Below are 17,790 nucleotides of genomic sequence, written 5' to 3'. Positions count from 1 at the left end.
CGCCTGAAAACTTCGGTCGCGCACGTATCACCGTGGATACGGCAGAGGCCCCAAAACGGAATTGATGATGAAACTGTCTTTGCTGGGCCTGGCCATGGGCCTTGCCAGTCAGGCGGCCCTCGCCGCCCCCACCGCCCCGCCCCTGCAGGACAAGCAGGCCTTTATCGAGCATCTGATCAGCCAGATGACCGAAGCCGAAAAAATCGGCCAGTTGCGCCTGATCAGCATCGGCCCGGAAATGCCCCGCGACAAGATCCGCGAGGAAATCGCCGCCGGCCGTATCGGTGGCACCTTCAACTCACGCACTGCCCCCGAAAACCGGCCGATGCAGGACGCGGCCATGCGCAGCCGCCTGAAGATCCCGATGTTCTTCGCCTACGACACCGTCCACGGCGAGCGCACCATCTTCCCGATCGGCCTGGGCATGGCCGCGACCTGGGACATGGAGGCCGTCGCCAAGGTCGGCCGCACCGCCGCGATCGAAGCCTCGGCCGACGCCCTGGACATGACGTTCGCGCCAATGGTGGATATCGCCCGTGACCCGCGCTGGGGCCGCACAAGCGAAGGTTTCGGCGAAGACACCTACCTGACTTCGAGAATCGGCCAGGTAATGGTGCGCTCGTTCCAGGGCAGCAGCCCGGCCAACCCCGACAGCATCATGGCCATCGTCAAGCATTTCGCCTTGTATGGCGCCGTGGAAGGCGGGCGCGACTACAACACGGTCGATATGAGCCTGCCGAAAATGTACAACGACTACCTGCCACCCTATCGCGCCGCGCTCGATGCAGGTGCCGGTGGCGTGATGGTGGCGCTGAACTCGATCAACGGCGTACCGGCCACCTCCAACACCTGGCTGATGAACGACCTGCTGCGCAAGGAGTGGGGCTTCAAGGGCGTGACCATCAGCGACCACGGTGCCATCCAGGAGCTGATTCGCCACGGCGTCGCCCGTGACGGCCGTGAAGCCGCCAAGCTGGCGATCAAGGCCGGCATCGACATGAGCATGAACGATACCCTGTACGGCGAAGAGCTGCCGGGCCTGCTGAAGTCCGGCGAGGTGACCCAGCGCGAGCTGGACCAGGCGGTGCGTGAAGTGCTGGGTGCCAAGTACGACATGGGCCTGTTCAAGGACCCGTACGTGCGCATCGGCAAGGCCGAAACCGATCTGAAGGACTACTACGGCAACGACCGCCTGCACCGCGAAGCTGCGCGTGACGTGGCACGCCGCAGCCTGGTGCTGCTGGAAAACCGCAACCAGACCCTGCCACTGAAAAAAGCCGGCACCATTGCCTTGGTCGGCCCGCTGGCCGATGCCCCGATCGACATGATGGGCAGCTGGGCCGCCGACGGTAAGCCCGTTCACTCGGTGACCGTGCGCGAAGGCTTGCGCCGCGCCGTGGAAGGCAAGGCCAAGCTGGTCTACGCCAAAGGCTCCAACGTCACGGGCGACAAGGCGATCTTCGATTACCTGAACTTCCTCAACTTCGATGCCCCGGAAATCGTCGACGACCCACGCCCGCCTGCCGTGCTGATCGATGAAGCAGTCAAGGCGGCGAAGCAATCCGACGTCGTGGTTGCAGTGGTCGGCGAGTCCCGCGGCATGTCCCACGAGTCGTCGAGCCGCACCACCCTGGAGATCCCGGCCAGCCAGCGCGAGCTGATCAAGGCGCTCAAGGCCACCGGCAAACCGCTGGTGCTGGTGCTGATGAACGGCCGGCCGCTGTCGATAAGCTGGGAGCGCGAGCAGGCCGATGCCATCCTGGAAACCTGGTTCGCCGGCACCGAAGGCGGCAATGCCATCGCCGACGTGCTGTTTGGCGACTACAACCCCTCCGGCAAGCTGGCCATTACCTTCCCACGGTCGGTGGGGCAGATCCCGATGTACTACAACCACACCCGCATCGGCCGGCCGTTCACGCCGGGCAAGCCGGGCAACTACACCTCGCAATACTTCGAAGAACCCAACGGGCCGCTTTATCCGTTCGGCTATGGCTTGAGCTACAGCAGCTTCGAGCTGTCAGGCCTGAACCTGTCGAGCAAGGATCTAAAGCGCGGCGATACGCTGGATGCCAAGGTAACAGTCAAGAACACCGGCAAGGTTGCAGGCGAGACGGTGGTGCAGCTGTACCTGCAGGATGTGTCGGCGTCGATGAGCCGCCCAGTGAAAGAGCTGAAAAACTTCCAGAAGCTGATGCTTGAACCGGGTGAAACCCGCACGTTGACCTTCCGCATCAGCGAGGACGACCTGAAGTTCTACAATGGCCAGTTGCAGCGGGTTGCCGAACCAGGGGAGTTCAATGTCCAGGTAGGGCTGGATTCCCAGGCGGTGCAGCAGCAGAGCTTTGAATTGCTTTGACTGAAAAAGGCCGCCTGTTCCGGCCTTTTCGCGGGTAAAACCGCGCCTACAGGTGCTGCAGAGTCCCGGTAGGCGCGGGTTTACCCGCGAAGAGGCAGGCCCCGATCTCCCACCACCGGATCCGCCCCCGATGCCCTTTTCCTTTCGCGCCCTGCGTCTGGGGCTGATCACCCTGCTGATCGTGCTGGGTACCGCACTCAGCGCCGGCTGGGCCATGCACCAGGCCAAGCGCCAGGCCATGGAAGACGACGCCAAGCGTGCCAGCCAGCAACTGGGCCTGTACGCCAACGCACTGCACACCCTGATCGATCGCTACCGTGCCCTCCCCGCCGTGCTGGCGCTGGACCCGGAGCTGATCGCAGCCTTGCGCGGCCCGGTCGACGAAAAGGTTCAGAACGCCCTGAACCTCAAGCTCGAACGCATCAATGGCGCCGCCAATTCCTCCACCCTCGAGCTGCTCGACCGCACCGGGCTGGCCATTGCCGCCAGCAACTGGCGGCTGCCCAGCAGCTACGTCGGCTCCAACTACGGTTTCCGCCCCTACTTCAAGCAAACCCGCAACCAGGGCAGTGGCCGCTTCTATGCCGTGGGCGTGACCAGTGGCGTGCCGGGCTACTTCCTCGCCAGCGCGGTGAACGACGAGCATGGCCGATTCCTTGGCGCCATGGTGGTGAAGCTGGAGTTCCCCGAGCTGGAACGCGAATGGCGACAGGGCAACGATATCCTGTTGGTCAGCGACGCCCGCGGCATCACTTTCATCGCAAACCAGGATGGCTGGCGCTACCGCGAACTTCAGCCGCTCAGTGGCGCCGACCGTGCCGAGCTGGCCGAAACCCGCCAATACGACAAGCAACCGCTGGTGCCGCTACATCATCAGGTGCTGACGCGGTTTGCCCCCTACAGCACCCTCAGCCGCGTGCAAGGCCCCGAGGGTAGTACCGAGTACCTGTGGGAAAGCCTGCCGCTGGAAGGCGAAAACTGGACCTTGCACCTGCTGCGCAAACCGCAGGTCGCTGCCGACGGCCGTAACGCCGCGCTTGGCGCCGCCGCCGTCTGGCTGAGCCTGGTGTTCGCCGCCCTTTTCGTCAGCCAACGCCTGCGCCTGGCACGCCTGCGCCAGCGCAGCCGGCAAGAACTCGAACGCCAGGTCGAAGAACGCACCCGCGAGCTGCGCACTGCCCAGGAAGGCCTGGTGCAATCAGCCAAGCTGGCCGCACTCGGGCAGATGTCGGCGGCCATGGCCCACGAAATCAACCAACCGCTGACCACCCAACGTATGCAGCTGGAAACCCTGCGCCTGCTGCTTGACCATGGTCGCCATGACGAAGCGCGGCAAGCGCTGGAGCCACTGGAACAGATGCTCACGCGCATGGCAGCACTTACCAGCCACCTGAAAACCTTTGCCCGCAACAGCCCGATGGGCCTGCGCGAACGCCTTGACCTGGCAACCGTGGTCGACCAGGCCTTGCACCTGCTGGAAGCGCGCCTTCGCAACGAGGAAGTGGAAGTGGCTCTGTACCTGGCACGCCCGGCCTGGGTACGCGGCGATGCCATCCGCCTGGAGCAGGTGCTGATAAACCTCCTGCACAATGCACTCGACGCCATGCTCGACAAGCGTTACAAACGCCTGGAGATCCGTATCGAACCCGACGGGGACCTATGGCGCCTGAGTGTGCTCGACTCGGGTGGCGGCATTGCCGAAGCCGACCTGGCCAAGGTCTTCGACCCGTTCTTCACCACCAAACCGGTGGGGGAAGGGCTAGGGCTGGGCCTGGCCATTTCCTACGGCATCGTCCACGAGGCCGGCGGCCAGCTGCGGGCCGAAAACCTGCCTGGCGGCGCGCGCCTGAGCCTTACCCTGCCCCGTGACCTGGAGCCTGTATGTTGAATTCGGTGATCGTCGTCGATGATGAAGCCAGTATCCGCACTGCTGTCGAGCAATGGCTGAGCCTGTCTGGCTTCAGCGTGCAGTTGTTCGCTCGCGCCGAAGCGTGCCTGGCACACCTGCCGCAGCACTTCCCTGGGGTGATCATCAGCGATGTGCGCATGCCGGGCATGGATGGCCTGCAATTGCTCGAACGCCTGCAGGCGAACGACCCCGACCTGCCCGTGATTCTGCTGACCGGTCACGGTGATGTACCGATGGCGGTAGAAGCCATGCGCATGGGGGCCTATGACTTCCTGGAAAAACCCTTCACGCCGCAAGATTTGCTGGGCAGCCTGCGCCGCGCCCTTGAAAAACGCCAGCTGGTGCTTGAGAACCGCCGGCTCCACGAGCAGGCCGACCTCAAGTCACGCCTGGAAGGCACGCTGCTGGGCATGTCCCAGGGCCTGCAACAGCTGCGCCGGCAAGTGCTGGACCTGGCCGGCCTGCCGGTGAACGTGTTGATCCGCGGTGAAACCGGCAGTGGCAAGGAGCGGGTGGCCCGCTGCCTTCACGACTTCGGCCCCCGTGCCGCCAAGCCCTTTGTAGCCCTTAACTGCGCGGCCATCCCCGAGTCGCTGTTCGAGGCCGAACTGTTTGGCCATGAGAGTGGCGCCTTCACGGGCGCCCAGGGTAAACGCATCGGCAAGCTGGAGTATGCCAACGGTGGCACCGTGTTCCTCGACGAAATCGAGAGCATGCCCCTGGCCCAACAGGCCAAGCTGTTGCGGGTGATACAGGAGCAGAAACTGGAGCGCCTGGGGGCCAACCAGAGCATCAGCGTCGACCTGCGCATCATTGCTGCGACCAAGCCCGACCTGCTCGAGGAGGCTCGTGCCGGGCGCTTCCGCGAAGACCTGGCCTACCGCCTGAACGTCGCCGAATTGCGCCTGGCACCGCTGCGCGAGCGGCGGGAGGACATTCCGCTGCTGTTCGAACACTTTGCCCGTGCTGCCGGTGAAAAGCTTGGTCGCGCGGCCCCGCCGCTATCGGGTGCTCAGCTGGCGCAGCTGCTGTCACATGACTGGCCTGGCAACGTACGTGAACTGGCCAATGCGGCGGAGCGGCATGCGTTGGGGCTGGGTTCGCCAAACTTCGAGGTGGCACCTGCCGGGCAGTCGCTGGGCGAGCAGATGGAAGCATTCGAGGCGCAATGCCTACGTGCGGCCTTGCGTCAACATGGGGGCGAGATCAAGTCGGTGATGGAGGCTTTGCAACTGCCGCGGCGCACGCTTAACGAAAAGATGCAACGGCATGGGCTGGTGCGCGAGGATTTTATTGGGTAGGCATGAGCGGAAATCCGCTTATGACCAAGACCTGGTAGGCAAAAAACCGCTCATAACGTCGAGGCTTTGGACTGCTTTGCAGCCCTTCGCGGTCAAGCCCGCTCCTGCAAAGGGCGGCGCAACACCCACTACTGTGCCGGCTCGGGCTATTTGATGCCCTCAAATGAATCAGCCCGCACCCATTTGGCACACCTTCTGCAATTGCCTTGGCAAGCTGCGCCACGGCGCGCTCCACAAAAACAACGAGAAGGTATCCCTCATGGATAACGCCACCTCCCTGCCCGCCGGGGCGGCCACCGCGCCTGCCGCAGAAAAAACCACCGCCAGCCGCTTGAAGTCGATTTTCAGCGGGTCCATCGGCAACATGGTCGAATGGTACGACTGGTACGTCTACGCCGCATTCTCGCTGTACTTCGCCAAGGCCTTCTTCCCCGCCGGCGACTCCACCGCACAACTGCTCAATACCGCCGCGATCTTCGCCGTGGGCTTCCTGATGCGCCCGATCGGTGGCTGGCTGATGGGCCTGTACGCCGACCGCAAGGGCCGCAAGGCCGCGCTGATGGCGTCGGTCCTGCTCATGTGCGCAGGCTCCCTGGTCATCGCCCTGACCCCGGGTTACGAAACCATCGGCGTCGCCGCACCTGTCCTGCTGGTCATCGCGCGCCTGCTGCAGGGCCTGTCGGTGGGTGGTGAATACGGCACCTCGGCCACCTACCTCAGCGAAATGGCCAGCAAGGATCGCCGTGGTTTCTTCTCCAGCTTCCAGTACGTGACCCTGATCTCCGGCCAGCTCATCGCCCTGGCGGTACTGATCATCCTGCAACAGACCCTGACCACCGAGCAGTTGTACGCCTGGGGCTGGCGCGTGCCGTTCGTGATCGGTGCGCTGTGCGCGGTGGTGGCCCTGTACCTGCGTCGCGGCATGGAAGAAACCGCCTCGTTCACCAAGAAGGAAAAGGCCAAGGAAAGCCTGATGCGCACCCTGCTGCGTCACCCCAAGGAGCTGATGACCGTCGTCGGTCTGACCATGGGCGGCACCCTGGCCTTCTACACCTACACCACCTACATGCAGAAATACCTGGTCAACACCGTGGGCATGAGCATCAGTGACTCGACCACCATCTCGGCCGCCACGCTGTTCCTGTTCATGTGCCTGCAGCCGGTGATCGGTGGTCTGTCCGACAAGATTGGCCGCCGTCCGATCCTGATCGCTTTCGGTGTGCTCGGCACCCTGTTCACCGTCCCCATCCTCAGCACCCTGCACACCATCCAGACCTGGTGGGGTGCGTTCTTCCTGATCATGGCCGCACTGATCATCGTAAGCGGCTATACCTCGATCAACGCCGTGGTCAAAGCCGAGCTGTTCCCAACCGAGATTCGCGCCCTGGGCGTGGGCCTGCCGTATGCCCTGACGGTGTCGATCTTCGGTGGCACCGCCGAATACGTGGCCCTGTGGTTCAAGAGCGCTGGTATGGAGAGCGGCTTCTACTGGTACGTCACCGCCTGTATCGCCTGCTCGCTGCTGGTTTACGCGACCATGAAAGACACCAAGCAGCACTCGCGGATTACCACTGAGTAACGCTGGCCTGGCAGTACTAAAAGGGGCGCTCCATTGCATGGAGCGCCCCTTTTCTATTCAGACTTTTCCTTCTTAACGCCCTATTAATTCCACCTTATCAAGCTGCAATGGCTGGCAGAACGTTGGCGCCCGCGCGAACGCTCCCAAGCCAGCCTTGCGGCCTGAAGCACGACATACGCGCTCAAATACATCGAACAAATTGATTATTTAGCGCTATTTTTTGCGCTTTTTAATCAAATTATTCGGCGTAGGATTAAACCCATAGAAACAAACAACTCACAAACCCCTGGAGCAACGACCATGAAAAACAAACTGATCCTTACCCTGGCCCTCTCGGTTTTCGCAGCTGGCGCCTTCGCCGAAGATGGCTTCGACCGCACCGACGCTCACACCTTTGCCGCAGTTCAAACCCAGTCGCCCAGCTACGCTGAAGACGGCTTCGACCGCACCGGTGGCCAACGCTTCGCCGAAGACGGCTTCGACCGCACCGGTGGCCAACGCTTCGCCGAAGACGGCTTCGACCGCACCGGTGGCCAACGCTTCGCTGAAGACGGCTTCGACCGCACCGGCGGCCAACGCTTCGCTGAAGACGGCTTCGACCGCACCGGCGGCCAACGCTTCGCTGAAGACGGCTTCGACCGCACCGGCGGCCAGCGCTTCGCTGAAGACGGCTTCGACCGCACCGGCGGCCAACGCTTCGCTGAAGACGGCTTCGACCGCACCAGCGCGCACCGCATCAGCTGATACCTGATTGCGAGCACCCAGCCCGGCTTCGGCCGGGCTTGATCATTTGCAGGCGAGCTCAGGCTTGGCACACTAGGCACCTTGTCCACCAGGAGGTAGGGCCAACAAGCCCAGCACAGATGTATTACTACGAACCCGCCAAAGGCCACGGCCTGCCGCACGACCCGTTCAATGCCATCGTCGGTCCCCGCCCGATCGGCTGGATCTCCTCTCAGGACCGCGAAGGCCGCCTGAACCTGGCGCCTTACAGCTTCTTCAATGCGTTCAACTACATCCCGCCGATCATCGGTTTCTGCAGCGTCGGGCGCAAAGACAGCCTGAACAACATCGAGCAGACCGGTGAGTTCGTCTGGAACCTGGCCACCCGCCCACTGGCCGAGCAAATGAACCTGAGCTGCGCACCGGTCGCTGCCGAAGTGAACGAATTCGAATTGAGCGGCCTCACTGCCGCACCGTCTAGCATCGTCAAGGTGCCGCGCGTGGGTGAAACGCCGGTAGCCTTCGAGTGCAAGGTCAGCCAGATCGTCCAGCTCAAACGGGCCGACCAGGAACAGGTGCCCAGCTGGCTGATCCTTGGAGAAGTGGTGGCGGTGCACATTGCCGAGCACCTGTTGAACAACGGCATCTACGATACCGCTGCCGCCGAGCCAATCCTGCGTGGGGGGGGCCCGGCGGATTATTTCGAGCTGGGCAACCTGTTCAAGATGGCCCGACCGCCGGCCTGATCACCAGACCAGCTCACCCTCTTCGCTGACGCCCTGCAGGCGTTGCAGCTCGGCGGTGGCCGCTTCGTCGGCGGCCACGGCGCCCTTGAACACCTGCCCGTCGAGAACCTTGTGAAAGCGCGGCGCGCCGCCCATGCCCAAGGCTTTGACCGCGATGGCTGCGTTATAGCCGCCACCTTCCACCGGCACCATCGCCGATACCGCTTCGAAATGAGTGAATTCCCTACGTGCCATGTTGCTGTCCGCGTGATTGAACAAGGGCGTCACTTTACCTCATTCACGCTCAATCGAAGGTATGCAAGTCCAGGCTGCTGACCACCTGGGCCTGCACCAGCTCACCGAACACCTCCAGTGTCGGCGAAGCAAAGTAACCACTCATCGCCTGCTGGTCCTGCCAGCTTCCGCTGAGCAACCACAGGTCAGCATCAGCCTGAGAACGCTGCACGGTAAAACTCAGGCAACCCGGTGTACGCAGCGAGGGCTCGAGCAGGTCACGCAGGCGCGCGCCCAGCTCTGCCGAGCGCCCGCTGCTGGCACGGATGAAAGCAAGGTGGGTGACCGGTTGTTTAAGGGTCATTGCACAATCTCCTTGAAGCAGGCGGACGGAAAAGCCAGGCTGCCAAGGTTAGGCGCTCACCCGCGCGGCGCGTTAGGCCATTACTGCATGTCGATTGCCTGATCCTGCTGCGCGGCAGGATCAGGCAATCCACATGCAGCTTTCGACTAGCGCCCGTCTTTGCTCAAACCTATGCTGCGTCGGTCAGCAGAGGAAAGCCATCATGACCACCGCCACGTCCACCGAACCGACCCTGGAACTGCAGCGCCTGGAGCTGGCCGAGCTGATCAACCGCCACGCGGGCGAGCCCTATGGCCCAGCATCGGCCATCGATGACCTGTACCTGGTGCGTTACACCGAAAATGTGCGTTCTGTACCCACCCTGGCGCAGCCTGCCCTGTGCATCCTTGCCCAGGGCAGCAAAAGCCTGTTCCTGGGTGACGAGCAGTACGCCTACGACCCACTGCATTACATGGTCGTTTCGGTGACCTTGCCACTCAGTGCCGTAAGGCTGGATGCCAGCCCCGAGAACCCAAGCCTGGGCCTGCGCATGGACCTGGACCCGGCCGAGATCAGCCAGCTGATCGCCGAAAGCGGGCCGATGCTGGTACCCAATAGGCCTTCCGGCCGTGGTTTGTATGTGGAAAGGACAGATGCCGCGTTACTCGATGCCCTGCTGCGGTTGCTGCGGCTGCTGGACACCCCCCGCGACATCGCAATGCTGGCGCCGCTGTTTCGCCGCGAGATTCTCTACCGCCTGCTGCGTGGGCCGCAGGGTTACCGGCTGTATGAAATTGCCTTGGCCAACAGCCAGACCCACCGGGTTTGCCAGGCCATCACTTGGCTCAACAACAACTTCCAACAGCCGCTGCGTATCGAGGACCTGGCCCGTGAGGTCAACCTCAGCACCTCGACCTTGCACCACCGCTTCAAGGCCGTGACCTCGATGAGCCCGCTTCAGTACCAGAAGCAGCTGCGCCTGCAGGAGGCGCGGCGGCTGATGTTGAACGACGGGCTGGAGGCGGCGGTGGCGGCTTATCGGGTGGGTTATGAAAGCCCGTCGCAGTTCAGCCGTGAATACAGCCGGCTTTACGGCGCGCCGCCGATTCGTGATGTGGCTCGGTTGCGGGCTACTGCGGTCTGAAGCTCAACATTCGCCTGCACCGGCGCTTTCGCGGGTAAACCCGCTCCTACAGGTTTTTGCACAGATGCGAAAATTGCGCGCTGCCTGCAGGCGCGAGAGGCCGATACAGGCAATCGCAATGCTTCAACCCAACACCGCGGCCTGCCACTGATTCTGGTCCACCTGAATCAAGGTTGGCCCCTTGCGCTCCACCGCTTGCCCGAGCGCGGCCTGCAATTGGGCGATATCGGCCACGTTCTCTGCTGCCGCGCCCAACGCCCGCGCCACGCCGATGAAATCCGGGGTATGGATATCCACCCCGACCGGCTCGATCGCCCGATTGACCATGTATTTCTTGATTTCCTCGTACCCCTGGTTATTCCACAGCAGTACGATCAGCGGTACCTGCGCCTCCACTGCACTGGCCAGTTCCGGCAGGGTGAACTGCAAACCACCATCACCAATCAGGCACACCGCCGGAGCGCGTTCGACGGCCTGCTCGGCACTGCCCAACCAGGCGCCCATGGCTGCTGGCAACGCGTAACCCAAGGTGCCGTAACCGGTCGAGGCGTTGAACCAGCGGCGTGGCTGCTGCATGTCGAGTGTCAGGTTGCCGGTGTACACAGGTTGGGTCGAGTCGCCCACCAGAATCGCATTCGGCAGGCGCTCCAGTATGGCGCTCAGCAAACGCGTCTGGCTCAGGGTGGGCTGGTCCCAGTCTGCCGCCAGGACCTTGCGCAGGTCGGCCACGCGGGCCACGCCCCAAGTGCTTTCGTGCACTGGCTGCGGCTGAGCTTGCAAGGCACCGAGCAGCGCTACGGCTGCCAGCTCGGCATCGGCCACCAGCGCCAGCTCCGGCAGATAATTACGCACGGTCTGGTCCGGGTCGATGTCAATGCGCAGCAGACTGCCCGGGATCTCGAAGCCACCCTTGAAGGTCACGTCATAATCGGTTTCGGCCAGTTCGGTGCCGATCGCCAGCACCACGTCAGCCTCGGCCACCAGCGCCCGTGTGGCCGGTAACGACTGGGTCGAGCCGATCTGCAATGGGTGGCTGGCAGGCAGCAAGCCTTTGGCATTGATGGTCAGCGCCACCGGGGCCTGAAGGTGTTCAGCAAGGCGTGCCAGCGCAGCGCCCGCAGCCAACGCCCCGCCACCGGCCAGAATCAGCGGCCGACGTGCACTGGCCAGTCGCTCAGCCATCTGCGCCACGGCCTGCGGTGCAGCCCCAGCCCGACTGCCACGTACAGGGCGGCCCGGCAGCAGGAAGTCGGCCGGTTCAACCAGCACATCGAGCGGGATTTCGATATGCACCGGGCGTGGCCGGGCACTGTCGAACACGGCAAATGCCCGGGCCAGCACCTGCGGCAAGTCGGCTGCACTCATCAAGGTGTGGGAAAACGCCGCCACACCCGATACCAGCGCGGCTTGGTTGGGCAGCTCGTGCAACTTGCCACGGCCACCGCCCAGTTGGTCACGGGACTGCACGCTGGAAATCACCAGCATCGGGATCGAGTCGGCATAGGCCTGGCCCATGGCAGTGGTGATATTGGTCATGCCCGGGCCAGTGATGATGAAGCATACCCCGGGTTTGCCGCGGGTGCGCGCATAGCCGTCAGCCATGAACCCGGCACCTTGCTCATGACGCGGGGTGATGTGGCGAATGGAAGAGCCCGCCAGGCCACGATAGAGCTCCACGGTATGTACACCGGGGATGCCAAAGACATGATCGACGCCATAGCCTTCAAGGAGTTTGACCAGTACTTCGCCGCAGGTTGCCATCAGGGATCACCATGAATCTTGTTGGGGTATGCCCTTATTGGACCCAAGCCACGGCTATCGCCACAATGTAAAAAAACACATACTAGCCATGTCCTGTGATCATGGCTTACTGCAATGAAACGCCTCCCGCCCCTGCCTGCCCTGCACACGTTTCTGGTCACCGCCCAGCACTGCAACTTCACCCGCGCCGGGCAGCAGTTGCACATCACCCAGGGCGCTGTCAGCCGCCAGATTGCAGCCCTCGAAGAACACCTCGGTTATGCCCTGTTCAAGCGCGAGGCGCGTGGGTTGAGCCTGACCCGTGAAGGCCTGGACTGGCTGCCGCGGGTGCAGCAGGTGTTCGCCCTGATCGAACAAGGGGTGCGCGAGGTGGGTGAGCACAGCACTACCCTGCAGCTCAAGGCACCCACCTGCGTGATGCGTTGGCTGCTGCCGCGCCTGATGGAGTGGCAGGCACTGCGCCCGGACGTACCGGTGGAGCTGACCACGACCGTGCAGCACGGGGTGGATTTGCGCCGTGAGGGCTTCGATGCGGCAGTGGTCTATGGCGATGCGCCGAACCACGGGCTGCAGGTGCGCAAGCTGTTCGATGAGCAGCTGACCCCGGTGTGCGCACCGTCACTGCGTGAAGGGCCAGTGCCGTTGCAGCAGGTGGAAGACCTGGCCAGGCACATGCTGCTGCATCCCTCGCGGGATGAACACGACTGGCGGTTGTGGTTGCAGGCGGCTGGAGTGACGCTGGCCACGCATGGACCCAAACAGCATTTCGAGACACTGGACATGGCGATGGCCATGGCCTCGCAGGGGACTGGGGTGGCGATCGGTGACTGGTCGCTGATTGGCGATGACCTGCGCGGTGGGCGGTTGTGCATGCCGTTTGCGCTGAAGGTGCTGACAGGCAAGGGGTATTACCTGGTGAGCCAGGCCAGGAGCTTGCCGCCGGGGTTGCTGGAATTGCTGGACTGGCTGGAGGGCCAGGCCAGCCTGTGACGGCCCTTTCGCAGGCGACTCAATAGCCGACTGTGAACCGTTGCCGCGAGTGTTTCGGCTTCTCCAGCTCATCCAGCATGGCAATCGCATAGTCGGCAAACGTGATCCAGCTCTTGCCGTCCGCACCGATCAACAGATGATCCTTGCCCAGCGCATAGTGACCTTTGCGCTCACCCTCAACGAACTCGGCCGAAGGCGAGAGGAAGGTCCAGTCCAGGTTCGGCTCGCGCCGCAGCGCCTCCAGAAAACGCACGCCGGCACTGGCCTCGGCTTTATACGCCTCTGGGAAATCCGGGCTGTCGATCACCCGATGCCCTGACGGCAGCAACAAGCTACCGGCGCCACCCACCACCAGCAGGCGCTTGACCCCGGCGCGCTTCACCGGCTCGATGATGGCGTGCGGCTGCATTGTCGAGAAATGCGCGGCACTCAACACAGCGTCCATACCTGCGACGGCTGCTTGCAGGGCCGCGCTGTCCGTGGCATCCAGCGACTTGACGGTCACACCCTCACGCCCTTCAAGCGTGGAAGGGTCGCGGGCAATGGCCAGTACACGGTGACCACGGCGCAGAGCCTCTTCCAGCAACTGGCTGCCAGCGCGGCCAGTGGCACCGATGATTGCGATCTTGCTCATGAAATACTCTCCATCAGTTGAACGAAATGACTGCCCTTGGCGACCTTCGCCGCCAGCGCCAGGGCTCTCGTCTGCCGGCTTCGGATAACGCCTTCCGGCAAACAATGCGCACAGCTTAGTTACCCGATTCGTCACAAAAAATGCGATGCTCAGACATAGTTTGTTTCTGAAATCGGGCAAATCATGGATCGCCTCAACGCCATGCGTGTATTCGTCACTGTCATCGACCTGGGCAGTCAGTCGGCGGCGGCGGACTATCTGCAGTTATCGCGTCCGGTCGTGTCGCGCTACCTGGCAGAGTTGGAAGACTGGGTTGGCGCGCGGCTGATGCAGCGGACCACGCGCAAGCTCAGCCTCACGGCAGCCGGCCAGGAAACCCTGCCTCGCTGCCGGCAACTGCTGGAACTGGCCGGCGACCTGCAGGCTGCCGTGCAGCAGCCGGAAGACGCGCCAAGGGGGGCGCTGCGTATCAGCGTCAGTACCTCATTCGGCCAGGCACAGCTGGTGGATGCAGTGGCCGCCTATGTGCGGCGCTACCCTGACGTGAAGGTAGAACTGCAGATGCTCGACCGCACCGTCAACCTGGTGGACGAGCGCATCGACCTGGCCATTCGCACCAGCAATGACGTGGACCCCAGCCTCATCGCCCGGCGCCTGAGCGTGTGCCGCTCGGTCGTGTGCGCGGCACCGGCCTACCTGAATGAGCGAGGCACGCCGCAACGGGTTGAGGAACTGAGCCTGCACAACTGCCTGACCCATGCCTATTTCGGACACAGCTTTTGGCATTTCGCGGTAGCCGGCCAGCAGGTCGCCGTCCCCGTATCGGGAAACATCAGTGCCAATGAGGTGATGCCCCTGCAGAGGGCCGCGCTGGCTGGCGCAGGTATCGCCATGCTGCCAACCTTCCAGGCCGCAGACGCCATACGCCGGGGTGAACTGGTGCGTCTGCTGCCCGAGGCCAAACCGCGTGAACTGAACCTTAATGCGGTGTATACGTCGCGCAAACACATGCCGGCGACCTTGCGCAGCATGCTGGATTTCCTGGTACAGCGTTTCAAGGACGAGCCGGAGTGGGATCGGGATCTATACTAGTGGCGTACACCCCTATCGCTGTCACAGGAGGTGAGCACCATGGGCATCAAATCCAGAAGAGTCGCCCTTGTCATGGCCCTTACCGCAGTTACAGCGCTGTATGGCTCGGCCTGCTGGCGCGTCGAACTGCAACGCAGCCAGCCAAGCGTCGCCAATAGCTGCGAGCAGGCACATTGCGTGCCTCACAGTGCAACCTTGAGCGCCGTCCGTTGAATGGACGGCGCCCTGCCGATCACTCTTCGACGCTCATGTATTCCTTGGCCCAGCGAATGTAGTCTTCTGGCTGGGTATAGGTGTGCGAGAGTTCGGTGGCACTGAGGTTTTCCGACTTGTTCTGCCGACCACGCTGCAGCCGCAGGCAGTCGTAAGTGGCCTTGATCGCGGCAAAGTAAGCCGCATGGCCATCGACCACGATGCGCACGCCCAGACGCGCCAGGCGCTCGTCATCGCGCAGGTTCGGGTTGCCATAGGTGACCAGCATCAGCGGCACGGTCAGATGCTCGGCAATCTGCTCGAGCTGCTCGAAGTCCTTGACCCCGACCATGCAGATGCCATCAGCGCCCGCCTTCTGGTAGCTCTGGGTACGCACGATGATTTCTTCGGTGCTGATTACGCCCGCGTTGGTACGGGCAATGATCGACAGGGACGAATCGACCCGTGCCTCCAGCGCCGCGCGGATCTTGCCAACCCCCTCCTCGACCGGGATCAGATCGGTGGACTTGCGCCCGAACTGGGCAGGCAGCAGGGTGTCCTCGATGGTCAGTGCGGCCACACCGGCGCGCTCCAGTTCGATCACCGTGCGCATCACGTTCAGTGCGTTGCCATAGCCGTGGTCGGCGTCGGCCAGTACCGGCAGTTGCGCGACCCGACCAATGCGGGTGGCCTGCTCGACGAACTCGCTGAGGGTGATCAGAGCGAAGTCCGGAGCAGCCAGTACCTGCAACGAAGCGACCGAACCGCCGAGGATACCGACTTCGAAGCCCAGGTCTGCGGCAATGCGTGCCGACATTGGGTCGAACACCGAGGCAGTGTGGAAACAGGAACCTGAAGCGAGCAGCTCGCGGAAGGCAAAACGCAGATCTTGGTGGGAAGCCTTGGGCATGATCACTCCGCAAAAAAGTTGAAATTTGAACGGTAACTACCGACCCCTGTAATCGGGTCTACCTGACCTGTTCCAACCGTCGCCATCTGGGCGGTCATGCTCGACATGCAGGCAGAGGAATAAAAGGTGTGGGAGACAGCGGACTGAAAAACCTGCGGCAATATGCTGCACCAACCTGGTGCAAGCCCCGGATTTCAGCCTCTGTGGCATACCAACGATATCACGCAGCCATGCAGCACTGGATGAATGCGCCAATGCCGATCTTGCATAGGGGATGCAGATAGTACATAGGAAGCTACCTAACTCAGGTTACAATCCGAGGGCTTCTGTGAGAGCAGGCTTGCCCGCGAAGGGGCCGCCATAGACAAAACAAGGTATTCCCGTGACCGCCGCCCTGCCCCCCACCGCCCTGCGCAACGTGCTCACCGCCCTGATGCTGGCCATCTTCCTCGGCGCACTGGACCAGACCATCGTCGCCGTCTCGCTGCCGGCCATCTCGGCGCAGTTCAGCGATGTCGGCCTGCTGGCCTGGGTCATCTCCGGTTATATGGTGGCCATGACCGTGGCCGTGCCGATCTACGGCAAACTGGGCGACCTTTACGGCCGGCGCCGGATGATCCTCACCGGCATCAGCCTGTTCACCCTGGCCTCCATTGCCTGCGCCATGGCCCAGGACATGCCGCAACTGGTGCTGGCCCGGGTACTGCAGGGTATCGGCGCAGGCGGGATGGTCTCGGTGAGCCAGGCAATCATTGGCGACTTCGTGCCCCCGCGCGAACGCGGCCGCTACCAGGGCTACTTCAGCAGCATGTACGCCGCGGCCAGCGTGGCCGGGCCAGTGCTGGGCGGCTGGTTGACCGAGTACCTGTCGTGGCGCTGGGTGTTCTGGATCAACCTGCCGCTGGGGCTGGTCGCCTTGTGGGCCATTCGCCGTGCGCTCGCTGACATGCCAGTGCAGCGTCGTGAGGCACAGGTGGACTACCTTGGCGCCATGCTGTTGATTCTCGGCCTTGGCAGCCTGCTCCTGGGCATCACCTTGGTGGGCCAGGGCCACGCCTGGGCCGACCCGGCCGTGCTGGCGCTGTTCGGCTGCGCCCTGCTGGGCCTGGCGCTATTCATCGCCCACGAACGCCGCTGCCCGGAGCCGCTGCTGCCGCTCAGCCTGTTCGGCAACCGTGTGGCAGTGCTGTGCTGGGCGGTGATCTTCTTCGCCAGCTTCCAGTCCATTTCGCTGACCATGCTCATGCCCCTGCGTTTCCAAGGCATTACCGGCGCCGGTGCCGACAGCGCCGCCCTGCATCTGCTGCCGCTGGCCATGGGGCTGCCCATGGGCGCCTTCACAGGTGGCCGCATGACCAGCCGGACCGGGCGCTACAAGCCACAGATCCTGGCCGGTGCACTGCTGATGCCAGTGGCCATTTTCGCGATGGCACTGACCCCGCCGCAATCAGCGTTGCTCAGTGCGCTGTTCATGCTGCTGACCGGTATAGCCTGCGGGCTGCAATTCCCGACCTCCCTGGTGGGTACACAAAGCGCGGTGGCCAGCAAAGACATCGGCGTGGCCACCAGCACCACCAACCTGTTCCGTTCGCTGGGCGGAGCCATGGGCGTGGCATGCATGTCCAGCTTGTTGCTGGCACTGCTGCATCAGGGTGGTTTCGAACTGTCGGGTAATCCGTTGCTGGGGAGCTTGAAGGCCGCAGAGGTGGACCCGGTGACTCAGGGACGGTTGCTGGAAACGTTCCGGCAGCTGCTGATGGGGAGTGCGGTCGTCGCGGTGCTGGGACTGCTTGCGGCATTGGCCTTGCCCGACCGGCAATTGCGCGGCCGCTGAAGGCTACGCACTCGCTGCAAGAGCCGCCTTGTGCTGCGAACAGCCGCAGGGCGGACATGCCCT

General features: G+C 63.1%; 16 protein-coding genes. 11 read left to right on the top strand and 5 right to left on the bottom strand.

What is annotated here, in order from left to right:
• Positions 1 to 64 precede the first annotated feature (64 nt).
• The 6 genes from bglX to N5D53_RS17845 all read left to right on the top strand — a co-directional run bounded on the left by bglX (position 65) and on the right by N5D53_RS17845 (position 8,614).
• Positions 65 to 2,356 (top strand): beta-glucosidase BglX, encoded by a 2,292-nt coding sequence (gene bglX, locus N5D53_RS17870; RefSeq protein ID WP_104962487.1) that lies wholly within the window; start codon positions 65 to 67, stop codon positions 2,354 to 2,356.
• A gap of 130 nt (positions 2,357 to 2,486) precedes the next feature.
• Positions 2,487 to 4,244 (top strand): ATP-binding protein, encoded by a 1,758-nt coding sequence (locus N5D53_RS17865; RefSeq protein WP_198747813.1) that lies wholly within the window; start codon positions 2,487 to 2,489, stop codon positions 4,242 to 4,244.
• Positions 4,238 to 5,566, top strand: a complete 1,329-nt coding sequence (locus tag N5D53_RS17860) for a sigma-54 dependent transcriptional regulator (protein WP_104962489.1) — start codon at positions 4,238 to 4,240, stop codon at positions 5,564 to 5,566. The genes N5D53_RS17865 and N5D53_RS17860 overlap by 7 nt, the downstream gene beginning before the upstream one ends.
• Positions 5,567 to 5,825: 259 nt before the next feature.
• On the top strand, positions 5,826 to 7,145 hold the full coding sequence (locus tag N5D53_RS17855) for an MFS transporter (RefSeq protein ID WP_104962915.1): 1,320 nt from the start codon (positions 5,826 to 5,828) through the stop codon (positions 7,143 to 7,145).
• Between the two features lie 300 nt (positions 7,146 to 7,445).
• Positions 7,446 to 7,889 (top strand): heme utilization protein, encoded by a 444-nt coding sequence (locus N5D53_RS17850; protein ID WP_190870015.1) that lies wholly within the window; start codon positions 7,446 to 7,448, stop codon positions 7,887 to 7,889.
• A gap of 119 nt (positions 7,890 to 8,008) precedes the next feature.
• Positions 8,009 to 8,614 carry a flavin reductase gene (locus N5D53_RS17845; RefSeq protein WP_010952506.1) on the top strand — a complete coding sequence of 202 codons (606 nt, stop codon included), beginning with the start codon at positions 8,009 to 8,011 and terminating at the stop codon, positions 8,612 to 8,614.
• Here the strand turns inward: N5D53_RS17845 and N5D53_RS17840 are convergent, their stop codons facing one another.
• On the bottom strand, positions 8,615 to 8,881 hold the full coding sequence (locus N5D53_RS17840; RefSeq protein WP_014859143.1) for a hypothetical protein: 267 nt from the start codon (positions 8,879 to 8,881) through the stop codon (positions 8,615 to 8,617).
• A gap of 16 nt (positions 8,882 to 8,897) precedes the next feature.
• Positions 8,898 to 9,191 carry an antibiotic biosynthesis monooxygenase family protein gene (locus N5D53_RS17835; protein ID WP_010952504.1) on the bottom strand — a complete coding sequence of 98 codons (294 nt, stop codon included), beginning with the start codon at positions 9,189 to 9,191 and terminating at the stop codon, positions 8,898 to 8,900.
• A gap of 202 nt (positions 9,192 to 9,393) precedes the next feature.
• Between N5D53_RS17835 and N5D53_RS17830 the strand changes: the two genes are divergently transcribed.
• Positions 9,394 to 10,314 carry an AraC family transcriptional regulator gene (locus N5D53_RS17830; protein WP_003251974.1) on the top strand — a complete coding sequence of 307 codons (921 nt, stop codon included), beginning with the start codon at positions 9,394 to 9,396 and terminating at the stop codon, positions 10,312 to 10,314.
• Positions 10,315 to 10,437: 123 nt separating this feature from the next.
• On the opposite strand, the gene N5D53_RS17825 is transcribed toward N5D53_RS17830, so the two are convergent.
• The gene (locus N5D53_RS17825; protein ID WP_064491131.1) at positions 10,438 to 12,075 is read right to left on the bottom strand and encodes a 5-guanidino-2-oxopentanoate decarboxylase; all 1,638 of its coding nucleotides are present in this window, start codon (positions 12,073 to 12,075) and stop codon (positions 10,438 to 10,440) included.
• A gap of 114 nt (positions 12,076 to 12,189) precedes the next feature.
• On the opposite strand from N5D53_RS17825, the gene N5D53_RS17820 reads away from it, so the two are divergent.
• Positions 12,190 to 13,065, top strand: a complete 876-nt coding sequence (locus N5D53_RS17820) for a LysR substrate-binding domain-containing protein (RefSeq protein ID WP_014592244.1) — start codon at positions 12,190 to 12,192, stop codon at positions 13,063 to 13,065.
• 19 nt (positions 13,066 to 13,084) lie between these two features.
• On the opposite strand, the gene N5D53_RS17815 is transcribed toward N5D53_RS17820, so the two are convergent.
• A complete protein-coding gene (locus N5D53_RS17815; protein WP_198747815.1) occupies positions 13,085 to 13,699 on the bottom strand; it encodes an NAD(P)-dependent oxidoreductase in 615 nt (204 codons plus the stop codon).
• A gap of 183 nt (positions 13,700 to 13,882) precedes the next feature.
• On the opposite strand from N5D53_RS17815, the gene N5D53_RS17810 reads away from it, so the two are divergent.
• Positions 13,883 to 14,791, top strand: a complete 909-nt coding sequence (locus N5D53_RS17810) for a LysR family transcriptional regulator (protein WP_279840568.1) — start codon at positions 13,883 to 13,885, stop codon at positions 14,789 to 14,791.
• Positions 14,792 to 14,830: 39 nt separating this feature from the next.
• Positions 14,831 to 15,004 (top strand): hypothetical protein, encoded by a 174-nt coding sequence (locus tag N5D53_RS17805; protein ID WP_279840567.1) that lies wholly within the window; start codon positions 14,831 to 14,833, stop codon positions 15,002 to 15,004.
• 19 nt (positions 15,005 to 15,023) lie between these two features.
• On the opposite strand, the gene N5D53_RS17800 is transcribed toward N5D53_RS17805, so the two are convergent.
• Positions 15,024 to 15,893 carry an oxaloacetate decarboxylase gene (locus N5D53_RS17800; protein ID WP_020190257.1) on the bottom strand — a complete coding sequence of 290 codons (870 nt, stop codon included), beginning with the start codon at positions 15,891 to 15,893 and terminating at the stop codon, positions 15,024 to 15,026.
• Positions 15,894 to 16,275: 382 nt separating this feature from the next.
• Here N5D53_RS17800 and N5D53_RS17795 point away from each other — a divergent pair, with 382 nt between their 5' ends.
• Positions 16,276 to 17,727, top strand: coding sequence for an MDR family MFS transporter (locus tag N5D53_RS17795; protein WP_104887096.1), 1,452 nt, complete (start codon positions 16,276 to 16,278; stop codon positions 17,725 to 17,727).
• The last annotated feature ends 63 nt before the right edge of the window (positions 17,728 to 17,790 follow it).

Source organism: Pseudomonas sp. GD03862, from assembly GCF_029840855.1.
In the GTDB taxonomy this organism is placed as follows: Bacteria; Pseudomonadota; Gammaproteobacteria; order Pseudomonadales; family Pseudomonadaceae; genus Aquipseudomonas; species Aquipseudomonas alloputida.
Note: the sequence above shows the minus strand (reverse complement) of the source record. Positions and strands in the feature narration are given on the sequence as shown.

Coding starts and splice junctions, on each gene's coding strand:
- bglX (WP_104962487.1), top strand. CDS start 65: ATGATGAAACTGTCTTTGCTGGGCCTGGCCATGGGCCTTGCCAGTCAG.
- N5D53_RS17865 (WP_198747813.1), top strand. CDS start 2,487: ATGCCCTTTTCCTTTCGCGCCCTGCGTCTGGGGCTGATCACCCTGCTG.
- N5D53_RS17860 (WP_104962489.1), top strand. CDS start 4,238: ATGTTGAATTCGGTGATCGTCGTCGATGATGAAGCCAGTATCCGCACT.
- N5D53_RS17855 (WP_104962915.1), top strand. CDS start 5,826: ATGGATAACGCCACCTCCCTGCCCGCCGGGGCGGCCACCGCGCCTGCC.
- N5D53_RS17850 (WP_190870015.1), top strand. CDS start 7,446: ATGAAAAACAAACTGATCCTTACCCTGGCCCTCTCGGTTTTCGCAGCT.
- N5D53_RS17845 (WP_010952506.1), top strand. CDS start 8,009: ATGTATTACTACGAACCCGCCAAAGGCCACGGCCTGCCGCACGACCCG.
- N5D53_RS17835 (WP_010952504.1), bottom strand. CDS start 9,191: ATGACCCTTAAACAACCGGTCACCCACCTTGCTTTCATCCGTGCCAGC.
- N5D53_RS17830 (WP_003251974.1), top strand. CDS start 9,394: ATGACCACCGCCACGTCCACCGAACCGACCCTGGAACTGCAGCGCCTG.
- N5D53_RS17825 (WP_064491131.1), bottom strand. CDS start 12,075: ATGGCAACCTGCGGCGAAGTACTGGTCAAACTCCTTGAAGGCTATGGC.
- N5D53_RS17820 (WP_014592244.1), top strand. CDS start 12,190: ATGAAACGCCTCCCGCCCCTGCCTGCCCTGCACACGTTTCTGGTCACC.
- N5D53_RS17815 (WP_198747815.1), bottom strand. CDS start 13,699: ATGAGCAAGATCGCAATCATCGGTGCCACTGGCCGCGCTGGCAGCCAG.
- N5D53_RS17810 (WP_279840568.1), top strand. CDS start 13,883: ATGGATCGCCTCAACGCCATGCGTGTATTCGTCACTGTCATCGACCTG.
- N5D53_RS17805 (WP_279840567.1), top strand. CDS start 14,831: ATGGGCATCAAATCCAGAAGAGTCGCCCTTGTCATGGCCCTTACCGCA.
- N5D53_RS17800 (WP_020190257.1), bottom strand. CDS start 15,893: ATGCCCAAGGCTTCCCACCAAGATCTGCGTTTTGCCTTCCGCGAGCTG.